2 protein-coding genes are annotated in these 717 nt (G+C 46.0%); both read right to left on the bottom strand.

Translation table 11 applies throughout. The features are described 5' to 3' along the window. The coding region (locus tag B3180_RS09645) for a protein phosphatase CheZ (RefSeq protein ID WP_286844254.1) at positions 1-345 on the bottom strand (345 nt) is incomplete at its 3' end. Between the two features lie 13 nt (positions 346-358). Continuing rightward, a complete protein-coding gene (locus tag B3180_RS09650; RefSeq protein ID WP_286844256.1) occupies positions 359-715 on the bottom strand; it encodes a chemotaxis response regulator CheY in 357 nt (118 codons plus the stop codon). Positions 716-717 lie beyond the last annotated feature (2 nt).

Consider the following 717-nt stretch of genomic DNA (forward strand, 5'->3'; position numbering starts at 1 on the left):
TTCTACACGCTGATGCATCTCATCTGCTAACGGCAGGCAAGCCTCTACCGCATCCATTGTTCTATTGGCTGCGTCTTCGGTTTTCTCAATGACATACAACAAACGGTTTTGCGCATCAGGAAGATCATCTTGTGTCATTTGCACAATGCGAGGGTCTACCTGAAAGTCCTGAAGTGCTTCGTGGAGGTCGCGTGTTAACTGGCCGACAGAGGTAAACAACTTGTCGTTACGACGGTTGTAAACGTCTTCCAGTAATTGATTTGCCTGCTGCTGCTTCCCGTCTTCAAGCAAGGCTACGAGTTCCTTGGCTTGCTCCAGAGAAATATCATGGGCGTTATCAGACATAGTCATTCGCCCTTTAGCTAATACGTTCGAAAATCTTGTCGAGCTTTTCTTTCAACGTTACGGCTGTAAACGGTTTTACGATGTAACCATTAACCCCCGCTTGTGCGGCCATGATGATTTGCTCACGCTTAGCTTCGGCCGTTACCATCAATACCGGTAAATGCGCCAAGTTATCGTCCTTGCGAATTTCACGTAGCAAGTCAATTCCCTGCATACCGGGCATGTTCCAATCGGTTACGACAAAGTCGAAATCACCGTTCTGCAACATGGGTAAAGCCGTATTACCGTCATCAGCTTCCTGAATATTGGTAAAGCCAAGATCACGAAGTAAATTCTTAATGATTCGTCTCATTGTAGAAAAGTCATCCACAA

The sequence above is a fragment of the Idiomarina sp. UBA4206 genome (genome assembly GCF_002383015.1).
GTDB lineage: Bacteria > Pseudomonadota > Gammaproteobacteria > Enterobacterales > Alteromonadaceae > Idiomarina > Idiomarina abyssalis.